This is a genomic window from Paenibacillus glufosinatiresistens (assembly GCF_031470375.1).
Classification (GTDB): Bacteria; Bacillota; Bacilli; order Paenibacillales; family Paenibacillaceae; genus Paenibacillus_AQ; species Paenibacillus_AQ glufosinatiresistens.
In genome coordinates this window covers 1-22,394 of record NZ_JAVFHT010000009.1, presented here as the reverse complement: position 1 = coordinate 22,394, position 22,394 = coordinate 1, and the positions used below count along the sequence as shown (strand labels likewise).

At 61.8% G+C, this 22,394-nt stretch carries 19 protein-coding genes, 2 rRNA genes and 1 riboswitch; all 21 genes read right to left on the bottom strand.

Annotated features, from left to right (window positions below):
* Positions 1-5: 5 nt before the first annotated feature.
* Positions 6-1,334, bottom strand: a complete 1,329-nt coding sequence (gene purD, locus RBI05_RS11455) for a phosphoribosylamine--glycine ligase (RefSeq protein WP_310551205.1) — start codon at positions 1,332-1,334, stop codon at positions 6-8.
* 27 nt (positions 1,335-1,361) lie between these two features.
* The gene (purH, locus tag RBI05_RS11450) at positions 1,362-2,909 is read right to left on the bottom strand and encodes a bifunctional phosphoribosylaminoimidazolecarboxamide formyltransferase/IMP cyclohydrolase (protein ID WP_310551204.1); all 1,548 of its coding nucleotides are present in this window, start codon (positions 2,907-2,909) and stop codon (positions 1,362-1,364) included.
* Between the two features lie 178 nt (positions 2,910-3,087).
* A complete protein-coding gene (gene purN / locus RBI05_RS11445) occupies positions 3,088-3,714 on the bottom strand; it encodes a phosphoribosylglycinamide formyltransferase (RefSeq protein ID WP_150459744.1) in 627 nt (208 codons plus the stop codon).
* Positions 3,711-4,754, bottom strand: coding sequence for a phosphoribosylformylglycinamidine cyclo-ligase (gene purM, locus RBI05_RS11440; RefSeq protein ID WP_310551203.1), 1,044 nt, complete (start codon positions 4,752-4,754; stop codon positions 3,711-3,713). The genes purN and purM overlap by 4 nt, the downstream gene beginning before the upstream one ends.
* Positions 4,755-5,589: 835 nt before the next feature.
* Positions 5,590-7,092: an amidophosphoribosyltransferase gene (gene purF, locus RBI05_RS11435; RefSeq protein WP_310551202.1), complete on the bottom strand. Its 1,503-nt coding sequence runs from the start codon at positions 7,090-7,092 to the stop codon at positions 5,590-5,592.
* Complete coding sequence (gene purL / locus RBI05_RS11430; RefSeq protein WP_310551201.1) at positions 7,077-9,326, bottom strand: phosphoribosylformylglycinamidine synthase subunit PurL; 2,250 nt, start codon at positions 9,324-9,326, stop codon at positions 7,077-7,079. The genes purF and purL overlap by 16 nt, the downstream gene beginning before the upstream one ends.
* Positions 9,304-9,993 (bottom strand): phosphoribosylformylglycinamidine synthase subunit PurQ, encoded by a 690-nt coding sequence (gene purQ, locus RBI05_RS11425; protein WP_310551200.1) that lies wholly within the window; start codon positions 9,991-9,993, stop codon positions 9,304-9,306. The genes purL and purQ overlap by 23 nt, the downstream gene beginning before the upstream one ends.
* A gap of 6 nt (positions 9,994-9,999) precedes the next feature.
* The gene (gene purS / locus RBI05_RS11420) at positions 10,000-10,245 is read right to left on the bottom strand and encodes a phosphoribosylformylglycinamidine synthase subunit PurS (RefSeq protein WP_150457909.1); all 246 of its coding nucleotides are present in this window, start codon (positions 10,243-10,245) and stop codon (positions 10,000-10,002) included.
* A 103-nt stretch (positions 10,246-10,348) separates the two neighbouring features.
* A complete protein-coding gene (locus RBI05_RS11415; protein WP_310551199.1) occupies positions 10,349-11,239 on the bottom strand; it encodes a phosphoribosylaminoimidazolesuccinocarboxamide synthase in 891 nt (296 codons plus the stop codon).
* 76 nt (positions 11,240-11,315) lie between these two features.
* Positions 11,316-12,611, bottom strand: a complete 1,296-nt coding sequence (gene purB, locus RBI05_RS11410; protein WP_150457907.1) for an adenylosuccinate lyase — start codon at positions 12,609-12,611, stop codon at positions 11,316-11,318.
* Complete coding sequence (locus tag RBI05_RS11405) at positions 12,608-13,876, bottom strand: 5-(carboxyamino)imidazole ribonucleotide synthase (RefSeq protein ID WP_310551198.1); 1,269 nt, start codon at positions 13,874-13,876, stop codon at positions 12,608-12,610. The genes purB and RBI05_RS11405 overlap by 4 nt, the downstream gene beginning before the upstream one ends.
* Positions 13,873-14,358, bottom strand: coding sequence for a 5-(carboxyamino)imidazole ribonucleotide mutase (purE, locus tag RBI05_RS11400; protein ID WP_150457905.1), 486 nt, complete (start codon positions 14,356-14,358; stop codon positions 13,873-13,875). The genes RBI05_RS11405 and purE overlap by 4 nt, the downstream gene beginning before the upstream one ends.
* A 198-nt stretch (positions 14,359-14,556) precedes the next feature.
* A riboswitch (purine riboswitch) is annotated at positions 14,557-14,658 on the bottom strand.
* Between the two features lie 228 nt (positions 14,659-14,886).
* Positions 14,887-15,321, bottom strand: coding sequence for a universal stress protein (locus RBI05_RS11395; RefSeq protein WP_150457904.1), 435 nt, complete (start codon positions 15,319-15,321; stop codon positions 14,887-14,889).
* 17 nt (positions 15,322-15,338) lie between these two features.
* On the bottom strand, positions 15,339-15,605 hold the full coding sequence (locus RBI05_RS11390) for a DUF1294 domain-containing protein (RefSeq protein ID WP_150457903.1): 267 nt from the start codon (positions 15,603-15,605) through the stop codon (positions 15,339-15,341).
* Between the two features lie 98 nt (positions 15,606-15,703).
* Positions 15,704-16,960, bottom strand: a complete 1,257-nt coding sequence (locus RBI05_RS11385; RefSeq protein WP_310551197.1) for an MFS transporter — start codon at positions 16,958-16,960, stop codon at positions 15,704-15,706.
* Positions 16,961-17,114: 154 nt separating this feature from the next.
* Positions 17,115-18,335, bottom strand: coding sequence for an MFS transporter (locus tag RBI05_RS11380; protein WP_150457901.1), 1,221 nt, complete (start codon positions 18,333-18,335; stop codon positions 17,115-17,117).
* Positions 18,336-18,348: 13 nt separating this feature from the next.
* Positions 18,349-18,792, bottom strand: coding sequence for a MerR family transcriptional regulator (locus RBI05_RS11375; protein WP_310551196.1), 444 nt, complete (start codon positions 18,790-18,792; stop codon positions 18,349-18,351).
* 146 nt (positions 18,793-18,938) lie between these two features.
* Positions 18,939-21,080: a DNA topoisomerase III gene (locus RBI05_RS11370; RefSeq protein WP_310551195.1), complete on the bottom strand. Its 2,142-nt coding sequence runs from the start codon at positions 21,078-21,080 to the stop codon at positions 18,939-18,941.
* 1 nt (position 21,081) lies between these two features.
* Entirely contained in the window at positions 21,082-21,903 is an 822-nt protein-coding gene (locus RBI05_RS11365; RefSeq protein WP_310551194.1) for an acyl-[acyl-carrier-protein] thioesterase, read from the bottom strand.
* Positions 21,904-21,967: 64 nt separating this feature from the next.
* A 5S ribosomal RNA gene (gene rrf / locus RBI05_RS11360) occupies positions 21,968-22,084 on the bottom strand.
* 132 nt (positions 22,085-22,216) lie between these two features.
* Positions 22,217-22,394, bottom strand: a 23S ribosomal RNA gene (locus RBI05_RS11355); the annotation flags it as partial.

The following is a 22,394-nucleotide window of genomic DNA, read 5'->3' as shown; positions in this document are numbered from 1 at the left end:
CCGCTTCAGACCAGCGCTTTCGCTGCAATGTCCGTCCGGTTCTGCTTGCCCGCGAACCGGATGTTGGCCGCCCGCGCATAAGCCGCAGCTCTCGCCTCGGCAATGCTGCCTCCGAGCCCGACCACGTTCAGCACACGACCGCCTGCGGTTACAAGCCTTCCGTCCGCATCCCGGGCTGTTCCCGCATGGAAGACCAAGCCCCGGCCTTCTCCGGTCTGCGCTTCCGCTTCCGCCGGAGCCGCTTCCGCTGGAGCCGCTTCGGCGGCTTCCCCGTCTTCCAGGCCTTCGATCGGCACGCCCTGCGGATATGCGCCGGGGTACCCGCCCGATGCCAGCACGACGCATACCGCTGCCTCGTCCGACCATTCAATCTCGGCTTCTCCAAGCCGCCCTTCCGTCGCCGCCAGGAAGATGTCCAGCAGATCGCTCCGCAGACGCGGCAGCACGACCTGGGTCTCGGGGTCTCCGAACCGGGCGTTGAACTCGATCGTCTTCGGCTTTCCGTCCGGCGAGATCATCAGACCCGCGAACAGGACGCCGGTGAACGGCCGTCCTTCAGAGACCAGCGCCCGGGCCGTCGGCTTGACGATGGTCTCCACGGCCTCATGGATGATGGCCGGGTCGATATGCGGAAGCGGCGAATACGTGCCCATGCCGCCGGTGTTCGGTCCCCGGTCGCCGTCGAAGATCGGCTTGTGGTCCTGCGCCGCCGGCATCGCCCGAACGGTCTCGCCGTCCACAAAAGCCAGTATCGACATCTCCTGGCCTTCCAGGAACTCCTCGATGACCACCCGGCTGCCGGAGTCTCCGAACACGCGGGCCAGCATAATGTCTGCCAGCGCCAGCTCCGCCTCTTCAACCGAATAGGCGACCGTGACGCCTTTGCCCGCGGCCAGTCCGTCGGCCTTGATTACGACCGGAAGCGGCTGCGTACGCAAGTAGGCCAGCGCCTCGGCATGCTGATCGAACTTTCGGTAGGCCGCCGTCGGAATGCCGTACTTGTGCAGCAGATCCTTCATGAAGGTCTTGCTGCCTTCGATCTCCGCTGCGTTCCTGCGCGGCCCGAAGACCCGCAAGGACGCCGCTTCCAGCACATCGACGATGCCCGCCGCCAGCGGGTCATCCGGTCCGACAATCACAAGCCCGACCTTGCGATCCTTGGCAAAAGCCGCCAGCCGGTCGAACTCGGAGACTTCAATTGGAACGCACTCGGCCACCTGCGCAATCCCGGCGTTGCCGGGAGCGCAATAGATCGTACCTGCCTTCGGACTCTTCGACAGGCTCCAGCAGATTGCGTGCTCGCGTCCGCCTCCGCCGATTACCAATATATCCATGCTCATGCCTCCGCTTCTGTCGTTGTTCTAGTGCTTGAAGTGGCGGACGCCGGTGAATACCATGGCGATGCCGTGCGCATTCGCGGCCTTGATTGACTCTTCGTCCTTAATGGAGCCGCCCGGTTGGATAATGGCTGTAATTCCGGCAGCCGCTGCGGCCTCTACCGTATCGCCCATCGGGAAGAAGGCGTCCGAAGCCAGCACCGCTCCCTGCGCCTTCGCGCCGGCCTGCTCAATCGCGATCTTTGCCGCTCCGACCCGGTTCATCTGACCGGCCCCGACCCCGATGGTCATATCGTCCGCTGCCAGTACAATCGCATTGGACTTCACATGCTTCACGACTTTCCAGGCGAACAGGAGCTGCTTCAGCTCGGTTTCCGTCGGCTGCCGGTCGGTAACCGTCTTCAGGTCGCCTTCGCCGATGGAATGCACATCGCTCTCCTGCACAACCATGCCGCCCTCCACGGAAGTCACGACCAGGCTGCTCTTGCGGCCCGCCGCCGCGCCCAGCTCGCCGATCTTTAGCAGGCGGATGTTCTTCTTCTTCGTTAGAATCTCCAGCGCTTCATCCGTGAAGCCCGGCGCCAGGATGATCTCCAGAAAGACATCCTTCAGCAGATTTGCGGTATCGGAATCGATATAGCGGTTGGCTGCGACAATCCCGCCGAAGATGGAGACGGGATCGGCGTTGTACGCTTTTTGGTACGCCTCGAAGATGCTCGCACCCACGCCTACGCCGCACGGGTTCATATGCTTGACCGCCACAACGGCCGGCTCGTCGAATTCCTTGACGATCTGCAGCGCCGCATTGGCATCATTGATATTGTTGTAGGACAGCTCCTTGCCGTGCAGCTGTTCCGCTGCCGTCAGCGTGTCTCCGCCAGCCAGCGGTTTCCGGTAGAAGGCCGCCTTCTGATGTGGATTCTCGCCGTAGCGGAGATCCTGGATCTTCTCATAAGTAACAGTATAGCGCTCCGGCAGCGGTTCGCCGTTCACATTCGACAGGTAATCGGAAATCAGAGCATCATAAGCCGCCGTATGGCGGAACACTTTGGCCGCGAGCCGCTTGCGGGTAGCCAGCGTCGTATCGCCGTTCTCCCGCACCTCGGCGAGCACGCCGGCGTAATCGTCTGCGTCCACCACCACGCTGACGAACGCATGGTTCTTCGCGGCCGAGCGCAGCATCGTCGGTCCGCCGATGTCGATGTTCTCAATCGCTTCCTCATAAGACACGCCGGGCTTGGCAATCGTCTCCGCGAACGGATACAGGTTCACTACGACCAGATCAATATAATCCAGCCCCAGCTCCCGCATCTGCCGCGTATGCTCTTCGTTGTCCCGCACGGCCAGCAGGCCGCTGTGAACCGCGGGATGCAGTGTTTTAACGCGTCCGTCCATGATCTCCGGGAACCCGGTCACGTCGGAGATGCCGATAACCGGCACGCCTTCTTTTGCCAGCAGCGAACTTGTTCCGCCCGTCGAGATAATTTCCACACCCAGCTGCGACAGCTCGCGGCAAAATTCCACGATGCCCCGCTTGTCCGATACACTGACCAGCGCTCTTTTGATACTCACTTTGAATGATCCTCCTCTTGTCAACCGGTGATTGGGTCCTGTCCTGGATGATGCTGTGCTGCTCTTCCTGTCTTCCTGTCTTCGTCAAAATCCGCGCTTCACGGTATTTCCCGAGAAATATCGACCTTCCTCCCTGATCCGGCGCTCCCGGGTCGGGAAATGTCGCTTGTTCACCGGATCAGAGGCCGCCGGTCTTCGCCTGCCTTCCGTCCAGTTCGATCCTGCCCTCCGACCAGGCGGCTACCACCTTGGCATACAGCTCATGCTCGGCCGCATGGATCCGCTGCGCCAGCGAAGCGGCGTCGTCGGTCTCCAGCACTTCAACCGCCCGCTGCGCCACCACCGGGCCGGTGTCCATGCCTCCGTCCACAATATGTACCGTGACCCCGGTAAGCTTCACGCCGTAAGCCAGGGCCTGTCCAATCGCATCCTTGCCCGGGAAGGCGGGAAGAAGCGAGGGATGAATATTCAGAATCCGTCCGGCAAAAGGACTCAGCAGCACCGGCGTAATCAGCCGCATATACCCGGCCAGCACGATGAGGTCAATGCCCTGCCGCTGCAGTTCTTCCACAATGGCCGCCTCGTATTCGCCGCGGTCTGAGAAATCCTTCGGCCGCAGCAGCAGCGTCGGCACGCCGGCCTCTTCCGCTCTGCGGCCCGCCGGGGCTTCCGGCCGGTCGGAGACAAAGAGGACAATGCGCGCCTTCCCCAACCGGCCCTCGCGCTCGGCCTCAAGCAGCGCCGTGAAGTTGCTGCCTTGGCCGGAAGCGAACACGGCAATCCGGGCGGGTGCCTCCCGGCTCATACCTCCGCTCCCCGGAAGGTCACGCGGCGTTCCCCCGCAGTCACGCGGCCGATGGCATAAGCCTCTTCGCCCGCCGCCTTAAGCAGCTCCAGCGCCGCCGCTTCGTCTTCCTCCGCCACGACCAGCACGAGGCCGATGCCCATATTGAATGTAGTGAACATATCCCGATGGGTCACTTCTCCCCGGCGCTGAAGCAGCCCGAAGACCGGCTGAATCGGCCAGGAGCCGTAGTCGATCTCGACATTCACTCCCTCCGGCAGCACGCGCGGAATGTTCTCGATGAAGCCGCCGCCCGTAATGTGCGCCATGCCCTTGACGGTCAGCTTCTCTGCCAGAGCCAGCACCGGCTTGACGTAGATCTTCGTCGGAGCGAGCAGCACATCGGACAGCGGCTCGCCGAGCTCCGGCAGCGTCTCGTCCAGCCCGAAGCGGTCTTCTCCTTCGAGCAGCAGCTTGCGCACGAGCGAGTAGCCGTTGCTGTGGATGCCGCTTGAAGCCAGACCGATGACCCGGTCGCCGGGCGCAATCGAGCCGCCGGTGACCAGCTTGGCCTTGTCGGCGATACCCACCGTGAAGCCGGCGATATCATATTCGCCTTCGGCGTACATGCCCGGCATCTCGGCCGTCTCGCCGCCGATCAGCGCGCAGCCGGCCTGCCGGCAGCCCTCGGCGATTCCCGAGACAATCGCCTCGATCTTCTCGGGAATGACTTTGTCGCAGGCCAGATAATCGAGGAAGAACAGCGGCTCCGCTCCCTGAACCGCAATGTCGTTCACGCACATGGCCACTGCATCAATCCCGATCGTGTCATGCCGGTCCGCGGCGAACGCAAGCTTCAGCTTCGTGCCGACTCCATCCGTGCCGGATACCAGCACCGGTTCCTCATACTTGTCCTTGTTCAGCGCGAACAGAGCGCCGAAGCCGCCGAGTTCCGTCATGACCTCGGGCCGGAATGTGCGCTTCACATGCTTCTTCATCCGCTCGACCGCTTCATTGCCCGCTGCAATATCGACGCCGGCATTCTTGTAGGCTTCCGACACGTTAGACACCTCTTTTATCATAAGAATAGGGTACCGCTCAAACCTCCGCCTCACAGACAGCCCAGACCTTGAATGGCAGCCAGATCCGGATGAATACTTGTGCGTATCTGGCTTAACCGACGCAGTCAGCCTGCTGGTTCAGCATTTTGCTGTCTGCTCGGTACACGGCCTGTTTTGCTCTGCATACGCTCTCTGCTCGGTACTCGGCCTGCTTGCTCTGCATGCGCTGTCTGCTCTGCACACGGCCTGCTTGCTCTGCATGCGCTGTCTGCTCTGCAGTCGGCCTGCTTGTTCTGCATCCGGCCTGCCAGCCCGGCAGTCGTTCTGACTGGCCGGAAGTTCCGGCATAGCGGACACAGGAGACCTTATTTCCCCGAATATGCAGCTTTGGGGCTTGCTGCCGGACCCCAGCGCCCTTATTTCGCCCCAAACGGCTGTTCACGGCTCAAATTCAAGCAAATAAGGGCTGTGGAGTCCGGCAATCTGCGAAAAACCGCTTTCCCGCCGAATATAGCGTCCGTACGGTCCGGCTTGCTTCCGCAACCCGTTCCTCCGCCGCTCCCGCAACATGCTCCCGTAACCCGTACTTCAGCCGCTTCCGCAACATGCTCCCGCAACCCGTTCCTCAGCCGCTTCCGCAACATGCTCCCGCAACCCGTACTTCAGCTGCTCCCGCAACATGCTCCCGTAACCCGTACTTCAGCCGCTTCCGCAACATGCTCCCGCAACCCGTTCCTCAACCGCTTCCGCACCATGCTCCCACACCCCGTATTTCAGCCGCTCCCGCAGATTGCTCCCGCACCATGCTTCCGCAGTTACGCCTCTGCCCGGCTCTTTAGCAGGAGCAGCCTTCCTTCTCGTCGCCGCCGAAATCGACCTGAGTCGGGTAATCGTTGTCGAAGCAGGACAGGCACAGGCCGCCTTTGTAATCGTCCTTGTTCAGTCCGCCGATCGACTGGATCAGCCCCTCCGGGGTGAGGAAGGCCAGCGAGTCCGCGTTGATCTCCCGCCGCATCTCGTCAATCGTCTTGTAAGAGGCGATCAGCTCGCGCCGGTCCGGCGTGTCGATGCCGTAGAAGCACGGGTTCTTGAAGGGCGGCGACGTAATCCGCACATGCACCTCGGTCGCGCCCGCTTCGCGCAGGAGATTGACGATCCGGCGGGAAGTGGTTCCGCGGACGATCGAGTCGTCGATCATGACGACCCGCTGTCCCTCCACGACCCGGCGCACGGCGCTGAGCTTCATCTTCACGCCCTGCTCGCGCAGCTCCTGGCTCGGCTGGATAAAGGTACGGCCGGTGTACTTGTTCTTGATCAGGCCCAGCTCATAGGGGATTCCCGTCTGCTCGGCATAGCCGATGGCGGCGGAGATGCTGGAGTCCGGCACTCCGGTAACAATGTCCGCATCGACGAACGACTCGATAGCCATCCTCCCCCCCATCCGCTTGCGGGCGGCGTGCAGGTTGGACCCGTTCAGATCGCTGTCCGGCCGGGCAAAATAAATGTACTCCATCGCACACAGCGCTTTGCGCTTCGGCTCGGCGAACCGGTCTTCCGTCAGGCCGCGCTCGTCCAGGACGAGCAGCTCGCCCGGCTCGATGTCGCGGACAATCTCCGCGCCGATCGTCTCCAGCGCGCAGGATTCCGAAGCGAAGACATACGCTTCGCCGACCCGGCCCATCACAAGCGGCCGAAGGCCGTTCGGGTCGGAGGCGACCAGCAGCTTGTCCTTCATCAGCAGCAGGAAGGCGAAGCCGCCGACAAGCTGGCTCAGCGCGTCCCTGGCCGCTTCGACGAATCCCTTCGGCGACCGGGCGATCAGATGCGCCAGCACCTCGGTATCGCTTGTCGTCTGAAAGATCGAGCCGCTGGCCTCCAGCTGTCTTCGAATCAGCGGCTCGTTGACGATATTGCCGTTCGTAGCAATCGCCAGGTCCCCGTCCCGGTATTTGAATACGAGCGGCTGGGCATTGGTCAGCCGGCTGTCGCCGCTGGTCGAATAGCGGACATGGCCAATCGACCGATCCCCGACCAGAGATTGGATGCGGTCCTTGTCGAACACTTCCTTGACCAGACCCATTCCCCGGTGGTAATTGAAATTCTCGCCGTCCGTAACGCAGATGCCGGCGCTCTCTTCGCCCCGGTGCTGCAGGGCATGCAGTCCGTAATAAGACATCGAGGCGGCTTCGGGATGTCCGAAGACCCCGAAGACCCCGCATTCCTCTTTCAGCGTATCAAAAATATCACCGGAAACCGTTCCCTGGTTATAATAATCGCCGGTCCACAGCGCAGATGTCTTGTCTTGGTTAGCGTTCCCGGTCTTTATCTCATCAGACATGGAATCGCATCCTCCCACACCGATTTCAGTTCCGCTACCTGCTCCTCCAGCACCAATTCACCATCCATCCAGATCCGCAGCGGCCCTTCGCCGTTGACGGTTCCGATCACTTCCACCGGCACACCGGCGGCGGCCAGTCTCGACCGCAGCTCTTCCGCCCGGTCCGTGTCCACGGTCAGCAGCAGCCGCGATTGACTCTCGCTGAACAGCGCCACGTCGCGGCGCAGCCCGCCGGATTTCATCACGACAGCCGCCCCGATGCCCCCGCTGATGCAGCACTCCGCCAGCGCCGCCGCAAGACCGCCCTCGGACAGGTCATGGGCCGATTTCACCAGCCCGGCCCGAATGGCCGCGAGCACCGCATCCAGCGTCAGGCGCTCCTTCTCCAGGTCGATCACCGGCGGACGGCCTTCCGTTACCCCGTGCACCGCATACTGGAATTCGCTGCCGCCCAGTTCGGCACGCGTTTCGCCGACCAGCAGAATGACATCGCCCTCCTGCTTGAAGCCCTGAGTGGTAATGTGGTCGACATCCTCCACCAGTCCGACCATGCCGACGACCGGCGTCGGATAGATCGCCCCGGAGGCATTCTCATTGTACAGACTGACATTGCCGCCGATAACCGGCGTATCCAGCGTCCGGCAGGCCTCCGCCATGCCGTCCACCGCCCGTTCCATCTGCCAGAAGATGTCCGGCTTCTCGGGACTTCCGAAATTCAGATTGTCGGTGATGGCCAGCGGCTGCGCGCCGGAGCAGACGATGTTGCGCGCCGCTTCCGCGACCGCGATCCGGCCGCCGATCTCGGGATCGAGGTAGACGTAGCGGCCGTTGCAGTCGGTCGTCATCGCGAGTCCCTTGCGCGTTCCCGGCACGGTGACGACGGCGGCGTCGGAACCGGGACGCACCGCCGTGCTGGTACGAACCATATAGTCGTACTGGTCATAGACCCAGGATTTGCTGGCGACGGTCGGAGAAGCCAGCACTTTTTTCAGCGCGCCGCCGAGGTCTGTCACTTCTTCGTAGCGCAGCGTATCGACCTCCGCATTCGCTTCGTAATAGGCCGGAACGGCCGAAGGCTTCTCGTACACCGGACATTCGTCGACCAGCGCCGTCACCGGCATGTCGCCGACAACCTCGCCGTGGTGGAACAGCTTCAGCCGTCCGTCGTCCGTCACCTTGCCGACCTTGCGGCAGATCACGCCCCAACGGTCGAAGATTTCCTGCGCCTGCTGCTCATCCTTCGGTTCCACAACGAACAGCATCCGCTCCTGGGATTCCGACAGCATCATCTCGTATGGCGTCATGCCTTCTTCGCGCTGGGGCACCTGATCCAGATACAGCTCCAGACCGTTGCCGGCCTTGCTCGCCATTTCGGCGCTGGAGCAGGTCAGCCCCGCCGCGCCCATGTCCTGAATGCCCAGCACGATTCCCGTATCAATCAGCTCCAGACAAGCTTCCATGACCAGCTTCTCCATGAACGGATCGCCGACCTGCACCGCCGTCCGCTTCGCTTCCGACTCCTCGCTCAGCTCCACCGAGGCAAAGGTCGCGCCGTGAATGCCGTCGCGGCCCGTCGGCGGGCCGACGTAGAAGACCGGGTTGCCGACGCCCTTGGCGACGCCGCGCTGGATTTTGTCGTGGTCGATCAGGCCGACGCACATCGCGTTGACCAGCGGGTTGCCGTCATAGCTGTCGTCGAACATAATCTCCCCGCCGACCGTCGGAATGCCGATGCAGTTGCCGTACCCGGCGATGCCGGAGACGACATGCTCGAACAGATACTTCACCCGGTCGCTCTCCAGACGGCCGAATCGCAGCGAGTTCAGAATCGCAACCGGCCGCGCGCCCATGGAGAAGATGTCGCGGATAATCCCGCCGACGCCGGTCGCCGCGCCCTGATACGGCTCCACCGCCGAAGGGTGGTTATGGCTCTCGATCTTGAAGACGACCGCCTGGTTGTCGCCGATATCGACGATGCCCGCGCCCTCGCCCGGTCCCATCAGGACCCGGGGGCCGCTGACCGGGAAGCGCCGCAGCAGCGGCTTCGAGTTCTTGTACGCGCAGTGTTCGGACCACATGACGCTGAATACGCCGATCTCGGTATAGTTCGGAAGCCGTCCCATGAACGAGACGATCTGCTCGTATTCGCTGTCCGACACGCCGAACTGCCGGTAGATCCACTGGTCGCGGATCTGCTCCGCGGTCGGTTCCTTAACGGACACTTGCTGTGCCATGCGTATCCCTCCATGTCTTCAGAATCGAGGTGAACATCCGCTTGCCGTCCTCGGACCCCAGCAGCCGGCTGACCGCCCGCTCCGGGTGGGGCATCATGCCGAGCACATTCCCGCGCTCGTTGCAGATTCCCGCGATGTTCGCTACGGAACCGTTCGGATTGTCGCTGTAGGTGAATACGATCTGGCCTCCGGCCTTCAGCCGGGAGAGAGTATCTTCATCGCAATAGTAGTTGCCCTCGCCGTGGGCGATCGGAATAATGATCTCTTCCCCTTGGGCGTAATCGCCGGTGAACGGCGTCCGGTTGTTCCTTACCGTCAGCACCGCATCATGGCAGCGGAACTTCATCGACATGTTGCGGCGCAGCGCGCCGGGCAGAAGGCCCGCCTCCGTCAGAATCTGGAACCCGTTGCAGATGCCGAGTACGTATTTGCCTTCCTCTGCCGCCTTGGCCACTTCGTTCATAACCGGCGCGAAGCGGGAGATGGCGCCGCAGCGCAGATAATCGCCGTAGGAGAAGCCGCCCGGCACAATAATGCAGTCGTAGGGAGACAGGTCGGTCGCCGTATGCCAGACGTAATCGACCGGCTCGCGGACCGTTTCTTCCACCGCTTTGTAGCAGTCCAGATCACAGTTGGAACCGGGAAAGACAAGTACCGCAAATTTCATGACGCTTCACGCCTCCAATTCGTAGCGGTAATCCTCGATCACCGTATTGGCCAGCAGCTTCTCGCACATGGCCCGCAGACGCGCTTCGGCCTCGCTGCGGTTGTCCGTATCCAGCGTCAGCTCCATATACTTGCCGATGCGGAGCGATTCAACCTCCTGGAAGCCGACGGAATGCAGCGCGCCCTGCACAGCTACACCCTGGGGATCGAGCACGCTCTTTTTGATGGTGACATAAACGGTCGCTTTTAACATCCTTGTCTTCCTCCTAAGTTCAATGCCGTTAAGCATTCAGATAATGAACGATTCAGTGCGTGACGGACAATCTTCGGCAAAAGGCGCGGGGGTGCCCCGGGTTTTACCCCTTCAGCGCATGGCCTGTGAGCCGCTGATAAATCTCCAGATAGCGCCGCGTTGTCTCGGCGACCACTTCTTCCGGCAGCGGGTCCGGCGTGCTGTTCTTGTCCCAGTCGGAGGCGGCCAGATAGGCCCGTACCGGCTCCTTGTCCATGCTGTCGATCTCGATGTCCAGGGCGTAGTTCTCCTTGGCCCAGAAGCGGGAGGCGTCGGGCGTGAAGATTTCGTCGATCAGAATCACCCGGCCGTCCAGCAGACCGAATTCAAACTTGCAATCGGCCAAAAGAATGCCGCGCTCTGCGCAGTAATCGCGCGCATAGGCATACAGCTCCAGACTCTTCGCCTTCAGCTCCTCGGCAAGCTCCCTTCCGATCAGCTCCTGCATCCGCTCGAACGGGATATCCTCATCGTGGCCGACATCGTTCTTGGCCGCGGGCGTGAAGAGCGGCTCGGGGAGCCTGGCGTTCTTCCGCAGTCCCGGGGGGAGCGCGATGCCGTTGACGGCTCCGCTCTCCTGGTACTGCCTCCAGCCGCCGCCGGTAATATAGCCGCGCACCACGCATTCGATGTCGATCCGCTGCGCCTTGCGGACGACCATAATCCGGTTGCGCAGCAGCTCCGGCTGCTTCGCGGCCGGGCCGAGCCGGTCCACGTCGATATGAACAACGTGATTGTCCATCAGCTTCGCCGTCTGGCCGAACCAGAAGGCGCTGAGCCGGTTCAGGACATTGCCTTTGTCCGGCACAGCCGGCTCCAGCACATAGTCGAACGCCGAGATGCGGTCGGTGACGACGACCAGCATCTCCTTCTCGCCCAGATCGTACAGCTCGCGCACCTTGCCTTTGTAGAGCAGCGGCGCGTCGATCAGGTCGACGGCTGTAGATACCGTCATGGAAATACCTCCTTGGGATGCCGGAGGCCCGCACGTCCATCGCTGCCGCAACGGGCCTCCCTGAACTCCCATTATTTTAGATAAGCTCCAGCCGCCGGAAGATCGTATCGACATGCTTGAGATGCCAGGACGGATTGAAAGCGTCGGCGATTTCTTCGGGGCTGAGCACAGCCGTAATTTCCGGCGTGTTCTCGACGATCTCGCGGAATTGCGTCTGCGTCTCCCAGGCCTGCATGGCCCGCGGCTGCACGGTGTCGTACGCCTGCTCGCGGCTGAAGCCCTTGTCGATCAGCTTCGTCAGGATGCGGCCCGAGAACGGCACGCCGTACGTAGCGCCCATATTGCGTTTCATGTTCTCCGGGAACACGGTCAGGTTCTTCACGATATTGCCGAAGCGGTTCAGCATGTAGTTGAGCAGCATCGTCGCATCCGGGAGAATGATCCGCTCCACGGAGGAATGCGAAATATCGCGCTCATGCCACAGCGTCACATCCTCGTAGGCCGACAGCATATGGCCCCGGATCACGCGGGCCAGGCCCGAGATGTTCTCGCAGCCGATCGGATTGCGCTTGTGCGGCATCGCGGAAGAACCTTTCTGTCCCTTGGCAAAAGCCTCCTCGACCTCCCGCACTTCGCTCTTCTGCAGCGCCCGGATTTCGGTCGCGAATTTGTCGAGGGAGGTGGCGATCAGCGCCAGCGTCGCCATATACTCCGCATGGCGGTCCCGCTGAAGCGTCTGCGTCGAGATCGGCGCTGCCGTCGTGCCGAGCTTCCGGCAGACGAACTCCTCGACGAACGGGTCGATATTGGCGTAGGTGCCGACGGCGCCCGAGATTTTGCCGAACTGAACGCCGCTTGCGGCATGCCGGAACCGCTCCAGATTGCGCTTCATCTCTTCGTGCCAGAGCGCCATCTTGAGGCCGAACGTCGTCGGCTCCGCATGGACGCCGTGCGTCCGGCCCATCATCGGGGTATCCTTGTAGGCCACCGCCTTGTCTTTCAGAATCGCAATGAAATTCAGCAGATCCTTCTCCAGAATGTCGTTCGCCTGCTTCAGCAGATAGCCGAGCGCCGTATCCACGACATCCGTCGAGGTCAGACCGTAATGCACCCATTTGCGTTCCGCGCCCAGGCTCTCGGATACCGCGCGGGTGAAGGCAATGACGTCATGGCGCGTCTCCTGCTCGATCTCGTAGATCCGGTCGATGTCGAACTTCGCATTCTCCCGCAGCAGCGCCGTGTCTTCCTTCGGGATCACCCCAAGCTCCGCCCAGGCCTCGCAGGCGCACAGCTCCACCTCCAGCCAGGCTTTGAATTTGTTCTCTTCGGTCCAGATGGCCCGCATTTCCGGTCTGCTGTATCGTTCAATCATGATTGTTCGTTCCTCCACAAGTTGGTTTGCTCCACCCAGGCCAGCGCATCGGCTGTATCCTTGCAGAGCAGGTTGATATGACCCATTTTGCGCCCGGTCTTGGCGTCCGTCTTGCCGTACAGGTGCAGCTTCGGGATCACCCCGAGCTCGGCGGCCGCCTCGTCCCTGCCGCAGAAGCGGGCGACGGCCCCCTCCAGATGCTGGCCGAGCACGTTCACCATCACCACCGGGGTCAGCAGGTCGGTCTCGCCGAGCGGCAGATCGCACACGGCCCGGACATGCTGCTCGAACTGCGAGGTCGCGCAGGCGTCCATCGTATAGTGGCCAGAGTTGTGCGGCCGGGGAGCCAGCTCGTTGACATACAGCTCTCCGTCTTCCGTAACGAACATCTCCACGGCCAGCAGTCCGACGGCATCCAGGCCGGCGATCAGCTGCTCGGCCAGCCGCCGTGCGCGGAGCTGCACATTCTGCGGCACCCGGGCCGGCACAATGGACAGATGCAGAATATTGTTCACATGAATATTCTCGGAGACCGGGAAGCTCGTCACCTCACCGCCCGGGCTGCGCGCCGCCACCACCGAAATCTCGCACCGGAACGGCACGAATTTCTCCAGCACGAGCGGGGCCTGAAGAGCTGCCGCTGCTGCGGCTTGCCCGTTCTCCGCGCCACCGGCCTGTCCAGCTTCCGCGCCCGCTCCGGCCGCCTTCGCCGCTCCATCCGGCATCAGCCACCGGAACGCCTCCTCCAACTCGCGCTCCTCGCGCAGCACCGCCTGGCCTTTGCCGTCATAGCCTCCGGTGACGGTCTTCAGAACCGCAGGCAGCCCCAGCTCGGCGGCGGCTGCCCGCAGACCGTCCAGGCTCGACACCGGCCGGTACGGCGCCACCGGCACGCCCGCCGCCTCGATGGCCGCCTTCTCGCGGAGCCGGTGCTGCGTCGTATACAGCAGCCGGCTGCCCTGCGGCACGTACGACTCCTCCGCCAGCAGCGCGGCCACGCCCGCATCGACATTCTCGAATTCGTACGTGACCAGATCGCAGCGGCGCGCCAGCTCACGCGCCGCTTCCCGGTCGTCATAGGCCGCTGCGATGGCCGGCGACACCTGGCTGCATGGCGAGTCTGCCGCCGGATCGAGCGAGACGAACCGGTAGCCCATCGCGCTGCCGGCCAGCGCCAGCATCCGGCCCAGCTGGCCGCCGCCCAGCACGCCGATCGTCGCCCCCGGCTTCACCGGACGGCCCTGCCGCTTCTCCTGTCCGCTCATAGCTCGTCGCTCCCCTTCAGCACCTCGGCCGCAATCTGTTCCCGGCGCGCCTGCACCCGCCCGGCAACCTCCGGCTCGAACGCGCCGATGATCTGGGCTGCAAGCAGGCCGGCGTTCACGGCGCCGGCCTTGCCGATCGCGACCGTGGCAACCGGAATGCCTCCCGGCATCTGCACGATCGACAGCAGCGAGTCCAAGCCGTTCAGCGCCCTCGACTGCACGGGAACCCCGATGACCGGCAGTGTCGTCTTCGCCGCGACCATGCCCGGCAAATGCGCGGCCCCGCCCGCTCCGGCAATGATGACGCGAAGGCCGCGTTCCGCGGCCTCCTCCGCATAGCGGAACATGAGATCCGGCGTGCGGTGCGCGGAGACGACCTTTTTCTCATATCCGATCCCGAGCTCGTCCAATACGGCGCACGCCTGCTCCATCGTCTCCCAATCCGATTTGCTTCCCATAATGACTCCGACCTGTAGCGGCATCCTTGTACCTGCCTTCCGTTATCATATTTCGATCCGGCTGTCCCTGGCCGGCGGCCCACAAAAAAAGTCCGGACCTCTCGCTGCCACGCGGGAACCCGGACTGCCAGGGAAGAGAGAAGCCATTGTCCGCACGCAGAGCGGGCGTTAAGCAGAACAGCACGCGGCCGGCGGCTGTCCCTGTCCATCCGGGAGAACCCGAACGGCTTCTGTCTTCCTCGTAGTCCGGAAATTTACGGTTCCCGGGTAGAAACTTCCGGGCCCTATCCCCGGTTTTATACGAGCGGTTATGAGTCCAGTTTAACAACCCCCTACATCCGGTGTCAACTTAAAGCCGAACATTGGCAAATAGATAGTCAGCAACGTTCGCTTTTTGGACAACGAGAGGGCGCTGCAAGGGCCATTGGGCCCACTCCGCCCTGCATTTGCTAGCAGCTCCTTGAGATGCAACCTCGCCGAGAAGGAATGCCCCGATTCAAAAAAAGAGAAAACGCCGCAGCGTTCTCTCTTCTCTAAGGTGAAAGGCTATTCTTATTTAACGACCAGCACCGGGATACGGGCGTTCTGCACCACATTGTGACTGACGCTTCCGAGCACAAATTCCCGGATTCCGCCGAGCCCGCGGCTGCCGATTACGATGACATCCACCTCGTTCTCCTTGGCGTATTTCAGAATGAGTTCGGCCGGCGGACCCTGCAGCAGCTCGACCTTGGCGGTCAGGCCCGCTTCGGCAATTCGGGTCTTGGCTTCGTCCGTGGTCTGTACGGCCAGGTCGTAATAATCCTTGTTGAGCGAGGCCGGCAGAGGGGCAAGCGCTTCTCCGATGAAGAATCTTGGGAAGTCAAAGGCATGGATGACATGCAGCGTGGAATCCGGCGTTACCTTGGCCAGCTCGATTGCGCGCAGAAGCGCTTGCTTGGAAGCTTTGGAACCGTCATAGGCAAGCAGAATGTTGGAGAATAACATGTGCGACACCTCTCTTGTTATTGGATGAGAAGATAACCGTAGAATAGAACGTTCACCAGCAGCAGCAGCGGGATACCCAGGATGAAGGACCAATGCCTCGTCTTGTGGCGTCTGCGGTACATGGCGATCAGAACACCGGCTGCCCCTCCGATCAGCGCCAGGAGAAACAGCGTCTTCTCGGGCGTCCGTTGCCTTCTCGCCATAGCCTTGTCCTTGTCTTCCGACATCACGACATAGCCGATGATATTGATCAGCGCCAACCAGATGGCAATTCCCTTCTCCATGCTCGTACCGGCTCCTCTACTGGGCGTCCTCTGCTTCTATTATATTCCTACCGGAATCAAAAAACCAATGAGACGCCCCTACCCGGGCGTCCCGCCTTCTATTCCCCGCGTTCCATGCGGTGCTCCCGAAGCCAGACCCGCGTCAGCCCGGCGGCGGCGGCCGCCACCGCTGCTCCAAGCCAGAAGCCGCCGCGGAGGCCCCAGAGGCTGCTGATCCAGCCTGCCACGAACGGGCCGCCGGACATGCCAAGCGCATAGACCGCCTGATAGAAGCCCATCGCCGTCGCCCGTTTGGCCGGATGGATGCCTTCCACCGATTTGCCGAGCAGCAGCGGAAAAATCAATCCCTGCATCAGCCCGTTCCCGATCTGCGTGGCGCAGAGCGCCCCGAAGGACGGCAGGAACGGAATCAGCAGCGTGAAGGCGGCCGTTCCGGCGAAGCCGAGCGTCAGCACGCCGCGGTCCCCCATCCGGCTTCCCAGCAGCCGGCGGCCGTACAGCGTCGCAATCGCATGGGGCAGCATGAACGACAGCGTCAGCCAGCCGAGGTCTCCCTTGCTGGCCCCCAGATTCAGCGCCTGACTCGGCGTATAGCCGAACATCGTAATGAACAGAACGCAGTGGGCCATAACGGAGAGCAGCGATACCCGGACCAGCTGCGGTTCCCGCATGACCGGTACCAGTTCATTCAGCCGGATGCCCGGCCCATCGCCGCTGCGGCGCTGCTCCGGCAGCCGAAGCGCGAGCAGCAGCGCGCCGGCCGCTACAAGAGCTCCGAGGATAAAGGGCGTGTTCCAGCCCCAGCGATCCACCAGATAACCGCTCAGGAGCATGCTGGTAAGCTGGGCGGCTACCGTAGTGAACTGGAGCATCCCCATCGCTCTCCCGGACTCTTCCTTCGGCCAGTAATCCGCGAACATAATGCTGTATACCACCCAGGCGCTTGCCGCGACGCCGGAGACCGCCCGGCCGGCGAGCGCCCATCCGGGCTGGTCCCCGCCGAGGAAGAGCAGGCAGCCCACGCCGCTTGCGGCCAGGCCCAGCCAGATGTACGGACGCCGCCGCCCGGTAACGTCCGAGCCGATGCCGATCGGCATCCGCAGGAAAATCTGCATCAGGCCGTACACGCCGATCACCATACCCACCATCAGGTAGGAGGCTCCGAGATGCTCCACATACGGAGACAGGACCGGGACATAGATATAGGAGGAGAACCAGAACAGAAATACGAGAAGCAGAAAGAAACGCCGGTTCTTGCGGTTGTTCTGCGTGCCGGCGGTTCCTGCCGTTGTCCGGTCTGCGGCTTGCGGGGCCGAACCGTCCTGCGGCGTTTGATTCCATGGCTTGAGGGTCATCGTTGTCCTCCTGACTGACGCCGGGAATTCCCCCGGCTTATGAATGCGCACTCTTCCTTTATACTGCATGTTCCCTGAAAGCAGAAGCCCCCGATTCCGGTTCGGATTACCGAACCCCGAAATCGGGGGCTTCTGAAAGGGCCGGCGTCTGTTCTCAGTGTCCCGAAGCCGCATCCACATGGCTCAGGAAGCGGCGCCCCAGCAGCACGGTCAGCACCGCAACGACGACAAAGGCCGCGCCCACATAGAAAGGCATGTGCGGGTTGTACCACTCGGCCAGCTTGCCGGCCAGCCAGGGCGCCAGCGCCCCTCCGATGAACCGAACAAAGCTGTAGGCCGCCGATGCCGTCGAGCGTTCCACCGGAGCCGCTTCCATCACCGCTGTCGTTATCAGCGTGTTGTTCGTGCCCAGGAAGGCGCCGGCCACGATAACCGACACAATGACGGTCGTCTGCGACGACGTCCAGATGCCCATCACCAGCAACGCCAGGGCGAACAGCAGCAGGGCCACCGACATGGACCGGATGGAGCCGAAGCGCTTTTGCAGCCGGGGAGCAACAAATACCGAAGTAACGGCCAGCAGAATGCCCCAACCGAAGAAGACATACCCGAGGCCATGCTCATCCAGGTCCATGACGAACGGCGTGTAGGCCATCAGGGTGAAGAAGCCGAAATTGTACAGAAAAGCGGTAACGGCCAGCACGAGCAGACCCGGATGGCGCAGCGCCTTGAACGGATCGGCCAGCGAGGTACGGTTGGCCTGTCTCGGCACCTTCGGCATCAGGACACCGATCGAGATGAACGCAATCAGCATCAGCGCGCCGACTCCGATGAACGGGCCGCGCCACGAGATCGAACCGAGTTCCCCGCCGAGCAGCGGGCCAACCGAGATGCCAAGGCCCAGGGCCGCCTCATACATGATGACCGCCTTCGCCGATCCTCTCGTCGACAGCCCGACGATGGCGGACAGTGCGGTAGCAATGAACAGCGCGTTGCCGAGGCCCCATCCGGCCCGGTAGCCCACCAGTTCCCCGATGCTTCCCGACATCCCCCCGAGGAGAGCAAAAGCAATAATCAGCAGGGTCCCCGTCATCATCGTCCACTTCACGCCCATGCGCGAAGAGATGAAGCCGGTTGCCAGCATGGCGATGCCCGTAACCAGATTATAGCTGGAGAACAGCAGCGAAGTCTGGCTCGGCGTCGCGTTCAGCTGATGGCTGATCGCCGGCAGAATCGGGTCTACCAGCCCGAGTCCCATAAAAGAAATCACGCACGCAAACGCAACGGCCCAGACGGCCCGCGGCTGCTTGGCGGACGCAAGATCGGCCGGTTCAATGCGATTCGGCGTTTTTACAGTCGTTGTATTCATCTTCATTCCTCACCTGTCCTTACTCTTTCGTAGATTCCAATTCATCGAGCACTTCGGTTGCCCGTACCCGTATCCCGTGCAGCTCGTCGCGGAAGGCGGTCATCTTCTCCAGCTTGCGGTCCAGCAGCTCCAGCTGTTCATCGAGCAGTTCCCGCAGCTCCGACAGCTTCTCCGTCCGCTCCTTTCGGACCTCGGGAGCCTCCCGGCCTTTGTAATCCCGGCGGTAGGCTTCCAGTGAGTGGCGGAAGGAGACGAACCGCTGAAGATCCTGAAGCGAGATTCCCAGCACTTCCTTGGCATCGACCACCCGGCGCAGATTCTCGATATCCTCGGGCGTGTAGAGCCGTGTTCCCTTCTCGCTCCGGTGCGGCGAGTCAAGCAGCCCGATCTCCTCGTAATAGCGGATCGTCCGCTTCGTCAGCCCCGTCTCCTGAGCGACCTGTTCAATTTTGAGCCAGCCCATGTCTGCTCCTCCTCATGCGCTTTCTGACAGACTTTCATTTCCATTGTCTTATTATATGTATTGTTAACGTTAACGTCAACTTTAAATTTAAAATAACGACCCGGTTTCATGGTCCGGGCCTTCAGTAGAAGCCGCTGCCGGCTTCGTTATTTACCTTCCTGCTGCTTCTCCAGAGCGGCTTTCAGCAGATCGCCGAGACTGGTCCCCAGACTCTCCGGCTTGCTGTACTGCTGGACCAGCTTCTGCTGCTCCCGCTTGTTCACCCGCCCGTTGTCCTTGTCGACCGTCTCGGTGATGCCGCAGGGAAGACACTGCACATACCTACCCGCCTTGCCTTCCTTCAGCTCCATCTTCTTGTGGCACTGCGGACAGCGGCGTCCGGAGAGACGTTTCTCACCGGACCGCGTGTATCCGCAGCTCTCCGAAGGACAGACCAGCAGCTTGCCCCGTTTCGTCTTCTTCTCCAGCAGCCTTGCGCCGCAGTCCGGACAGTGGCTGTTCGAGACATTATGGGGCTTGTATTCCGCCTGGCTGTTCTTAACCTCTCCGACCAGTTCCCGCGCCATCTCCCGAATTCCCCGGATAAAAGGCTCCGGCTTGCCCAGACCGCGCGCAATCCGCTCCAGTTCGCTCTCCCAGCGCGCCGTCAGCTCCGGTGTCCGCAGCCGCGGCGAGACCAGCCCGATCAGCTGTTTGCCCTTGCTCGTCGGGTGGAGCAGATTGCCCTGGCGCTCAATCGTATCCGAGCTTACCAGCTTCTCAATGAGGTCGGCCCGCGTAGCCGGCGTCCCAAGCCCATGCTTCTCCATCTGGGTCAGCAGGCTGGCTTCGGTATAGCGCTTCGGCGGCTGGGTCCGTCCGGGCCGCAGCACGCAGCGGCGCACCGTTACCCCCTCCCCTTCCCGGATTTCGGGCAGGCGGATATTTCGGGAAGCCGCGTTCTCTTCTTCCTCGGACTCTCCTTCCTCCGTATCGGACAGGTCGCCGCCATACACTTCGCGCCAGCCCAGCTCCTTGCCGGTCGTTCCTCTTGCGGTGAAGGTCTCCCCGTTGACCTCCGCCGTCACCGATACCGCGTCATAGCGGGCAGGGGGATAGAACAGACTGATGAACCGCCGGACAATGAGATCATAGAGCTTGCGCTCCTCGGCCGAGAGCTCATTCAGCAGCACCGTCTGCTCCGTCGGAATGATGGCATGATGATCGCTGACCTTGCTGTCGTCCACAATCCGCTTCGTTATGTTCAGACTGCGCCGAAGCAAGGGGCGCGCCAAAGACGCATAGGGACCGATTCCGATACTGTCCAGCCGCTCTTTCAGCGTATCCGTCATATCCGCCGTCAAATACCGGCTGTCCGTCCGCGGATAGGTGACGAGCTTGTGCTGCTCGTACAATCGCTGCAGCAGACCCGACGTCTGCTTCGCCGAGAATCCGAACCGCCGGTTCGCATCCCGCTGCAGTTCCGTCAGGTCATACGCGAGCGGATGCGGCTCGGTCTTCTCGCTCCGCACCACACCCGTGACCGTTCCGCTCCGGCCTTCCAGCGCCTTCGCCAGCTCCGCGCTCCGCGCCTTGTCCCAGAGCCTCGCATCCTGGTTCGCACCGCGCCACTCGGCCTGCCAGCTTCCGAAGTCCGCCGTCAGGCGCTCGTACTCCCGGGACCGGAAGCCGTCAATTTCGGCTTCCCGGTCCATAATCATGCCGAGCGTGGGCGTCTGCACCCGCCCGGCCGAGAGCGGGGCGCCGAACTTCGTAGTCAGCGCCCGGGTAACATTGAGGCCGATCATCCAATCGGCCTCCGCGCGGCAGCGAGCCGACTCGTACAGTCGGTCGAACTCGCTGCCCGGCTTCAGAGCCGCGAAGCCCTCGCGGATCGCCTTGTCGGTCTGGGACGAAATCCACAGACGCCGAAAGGGCTTGTTCCACCCCGCCATCGCCATAATCCAGCGCGCCAGCAGCTCGCCTTCCCGGGCAGCATCCGTAGCCACGATCAGCTCGTCCACATCGGCCCGTTTCATCAAATGCTGTACGGCCTTGAACTGTCCGCCCGTCTCCTTCAGCACCTTTAGCCTGCTCTTCTCCGGCAGAATCGGCAGGTCTTCCAGCGCCCAGACAGCGTATTTCTTATCATAATCTTCGGGTTCAGCGAGACCCACCAGATGTCCAAGCGCCCAGGTCACAATGTACCGGGGGCCTTCCATGAAGCTCTTCTGTTTCTCCCGGCAGTCCAGCACCCGGGCAATCTCCCGAGCTACCGACGGCTTTTCCGCTAACACCAGTGTCTTCAACTTAAAGGGTCTCCATTCCGGCGTCTTCGTCTTGGCCCACCGATTCTTCCGCTTCCCATTCCAGTTCCGCTTCAAAACAGACAGCTTCGCCGTTCCATCCGCGAACCGCAAGGCATCCTTCCTTCAGCTTCGCGCGCTGGAGGCCAATCTCGGCTCCCATTGTCGCTTCCTGCACATACGTAATCCGGAAATGCTTTAGATCGATGCCGCGCCACTCCTCCAGCTCCAGCACATCGCAGCAAAGATCGCCGTACCGGGCATTATTCAAATGACCATACTGATCCAGTCCGCTGTACCGTACGATGTAAGGATAGACCTCCTGCCATTCCGTTCCTTCCGGGGCCTTGACTTGGGCTGGAAATGCTCCAACCGAGTCTTCCGTGTAATGTTCAACCGGTACCGGAAAAGCGGACGGACGCAGCATTTTGCGCTTCCCGGTATCCACAAGCGCCCAGATGGTGCGGGCTACCGCGATTTCCTCTGCCTTCCCGGCCTCGGTCCCTTCCTCGGCGCCTGCCTTCGTCGCCAGAATGCGGAAGTCCCGCTGCCACAGCGCTCCCTTCGTCCCCTTGCTCCAGGTCCGCACGACCAGCTCGTCCTCCACAGTCGGCATCCGCCGGATCTCCAGGTCCAGCGTCATGAGCATCCAGCCCATATTCAGCTTCAGCATCTCCGCCAGACTGACCTGATAATCCTGCACAGCCGAATCTGCGGCCCGCTGCATGATATCCAGCAGAAACGACAATTTCCCCTTGGAACGAAAATCCGTATCGCTGGAGTGAACCGTATATTTCCCTTCATAGATCTTACCCGATTGACTCACTGGCCTACGCCCCTTTCAGGATGAACAAAAAACCACCGCCGAAAGATCGGCAGTGGTTATCTGTGCTTGGCGGCGTCCTACTCTCCCAGGACCCTTCGGTCCAAGTACCATCGGCGCTGGAGGGCTTAACGGTCGTGTTCGGGATGGGTACGCGTGGAACCCCTCCGCCATCGCCACCAAACGTGATTTTTGCGCTGCTTCGCTTCTGCGCTTGGCTTCAGCAAAATATCAATCCTTAAAAGGACATGCAGCTTAAAATCGTTCAGGGTTTGCTCCCTGAAAACCGGATCCGAAACTCACATTGCAACTTCTTTTGGATAAGCCCTCGACCGATTAGTACTGGTCAGCTCCATGCATTGCTGCACTTCCACCCCCAGCCTATCTACCTCGTCGTCTTCAAGGGGTCTTACATACTGGGAAATCTCATCTTGAGGGGGGCTTCACGCTTAGATGCTTTCAGCGCTTATCCCGTCCGTACATAGCTACCCAGC

Excerpts from the sequence above, each read along its gene's own strand:
- purF (WP_310551202.1), bottom strand. The coding sequence starts at position 7,092 with ATGTCTGATGAGATAAAGACCGGGAACGCTAACCAAGACAAGACATCT.
- purL (WP_310551201.1), bottom strand. The coding sequence starts at position 9,326 with ATGGCACAGCAAGTGTCCGTTAAGGAACCGACCGCGGAGCAGATCCGC.
- RBI05_RS11405 (WP_310551198.1), bottom strand. The coding sequence starts at position 13,876 with ATGAGCGGACAGGAGAAGCGGCAGGGCCGTCCGGTGAAGCCGGGGGCG.
- purB (WP_150457907.1), bottom strand. The coding sequence starts at position 12,611 with ATGATTGAACGATACAGCAGACCGGAAATGCGGGCCATCTGGACCGAA.
- purS (WP_150457909.1), bottom strand. The coding sequence starts at position 10,245 with ATGTTAAAAGCGACCGTTTATGTCACCATCAAAAAGAGCGTGCTCGAT.
- purE (WP_150457905.1), bottom strand. The coding sequence starts at position 14,358 with ATGCCGCTACAGGTCGGAGTCATTATGGGAAGCAAATCGGATTGGGAG.
- RBI05_RS11415 (WP_310551199.1), bottom strand. The coding sequence starts at position 11,239 with ATGACGGTATCTACAGCCGTCGACCTGATCGACGCGCCGCTGCTCTAC.
- purD (WP_310551205.1), bottom strand. The coding sequence starts at position 1,334 with ATGGATATATTGGTAATCGGCGGAGGCGGACGCGAGCACGCAATCTGC.
- RBI05_RS11390 (WP_150457903.1), bottom strand. The coding sequence starts at position 15,605 with ATGGAGAAGGGAATTGCCATCTGGTTGGCGCTGATCAATATCATCGGC.
- RBI05_RS11375 (WP_310551196.1), bottom strand. The coding sequence starts at position 18,792 with ATGGGCTGGCTCAAAATTGAACAGGTCGCTCAGGAGACGGGGCTGACG.
- RBI05_RS11380 (WP_150457901.1), bottom strand. The coding sequence starts at position 18,335 with ATGAAGATGAATACAACGACTGTAAAAACGCCGAATCGCATTGAACCG.
- RBI05_RS11395 (WP_150457904.1), bottom strand. The coding sequence starts at position 15,321 with ATGTTATTCTCCAACATTCTGCTTGCCTATGACGGTTCCAAAGCTTCC.
- purN (WP_150459744.1), bottom strand. The coding sequence starts at position 3,714 with ATGAGCCGGGAGGCACCCGCCCGGATTGCCGTGTTCGCTTCCGGCCAA.
- purQ (WP_310551200.1), bottom strand. The coding sequence starts at position 9,993 with ATGAAATTTGCGGTACTTGTCTTTCCCGGTTCCAACTGTGATCTGGAC.
- RBI05_RS11385 (WP_310551197.1), bottom strand. The coding sequence starts at position 16,960 with ATGACCCTCAAGCCATGGAATCAAACGCCGCAGGACGGTTCGGCCCCG.